Origin of the sequence: Sphingomonas sp. 2378, from assembly GCF_038084995.1 — a bacterium.
GTDB lineage: Bacteria > Pseudomonadota > Alphaproteobacteria > Sphingomonadales > Sphingomonadaceae > Sphingomonas.
Genome location: NZ_JAXCMJ010000112.1, coordinates 1 through 1,350, shown reverse-complemented (window position 1 = coordinate 1,350; position 1,350 = coordinate 1). Strand labels below are relative to the sequence as shown.

The 1,350-nt window shown below is 63.7% G+C and carries 1 protein-coding gene; it reads right to left on the bottom strand.

The features are described 5' to 3' along the window. Positions 1-1,350, bottom strand: a 1,350-nt coding sequence (locus SM191_RS19515) for a YDG domain-containing protein (RefSeq protein ID WP_341507650.1), incomplete at both ends; no start/stop codon positions are given.

The following is a 1,350-nucleotide window of genomic DNA, read 5'->3' as shown; positions in this document are numbered from 1 at the left end:
ACCACACCGGTCGAGCTGCGCGTTCCGTCATAGATCTTGCTATCGGCGCTCGCCGTCAGCGTCAGTACCGCCTTGGCGATGTTCGCGGTGCCATTGGCGGTTGCGCCAAGCATATAATTGCCCGCATCGACACCGTCCAGAACAAGCCCACCCACCGTCACGGCCTTGCCGTTCCCGGCGTTGCGGTCGACGAATTCAAATGATCCGCTGCCGGTGACGCTGACCCTGTCGGCGCCGAGCACCCCGAACAGGCCGGTGACCCTGCCGGTCGCGGCTTTCGTGCCGTCATAGACCTTGTCGTTAACCGAAGCGCTCGCCTGCAACAGCTTGGGCGTGATGACGCCGTTGGCACCAGCACCAATGGTCACGACATAGTTGTTACCACCGTTGCCATCCGCGATCGACCAGCCGCCATCCACGCTCAGCAACCGGCTGCCCGCATTCTTCCCGTCGAACGACTGGGTCGTGCTCAGCACATAATTGGCCGCATCCACGCCGCCCAGGGTGGCGCCCGTCACGTTGACGACCTTGCCGCTGCCGGCATTGCGATCCGCGAACGACAAGGTGCCGCCCGAGAGGGCCACCGTCTCATTGCGGATGACGTTCTGGAGGCCACCGAACGTCCCCGTTGCGGTGATCGTACCGTCATATTCCTTGGCGTCGACCGTAACCGAGGTGGTGAGAATCCGCTGGGTGATCGCACCCGACGCATCCGCCAGCGTCACGACATAGTTGTTGCCGCCATTGCCATCGGCAACGACATAACCACCGTTGACCCGGAGCAGTCGGCCGCCGGCATTCTTATTATCGAAGGACTGGCTAAGACCGGTGACGCTGTCACCGCTCACAAGGCCATTGGTCAGGACCAGACCAGCGGAATCGGTGGTGCCGTCATACTGCCGATTGTCCGCCACGGCCGTCAGCGCGAGCGATGCGCGGGTGATGTCGGCCACACTGTCGGCAAGCGCGGCGAGCGTATAATTGCCCGCATCCGCGCCCGTCAGCCCGGCGTTCGACACCGTCACGACCTTGGCCGCGCCCGCATTGCGATCCGCAAAGGCAAGAGTGGCGGTCGCCGCCACGCTGTCGCCCACGATCAAATTATTCAGCCTGCCGAACGTGCCGGTGGCCGCCACCGTGCCGTCATAGACCTTGTTGTTCGCCGTGACGCTCGTGGTCAGCTGACGCTTGGCGATAGTGCCGACGCCGTCCTGCAGTTGGACGACATAGTTCGCCCCCAGGTTGCCGTCATCGAGCGTATAGCCGGTGACCTTCAACGCCCGGTCACCCGCATTGCGGGTATCGAACGCCTGGACCAGACCGCTCAGCGTATCGCCCGACACCAGCCCG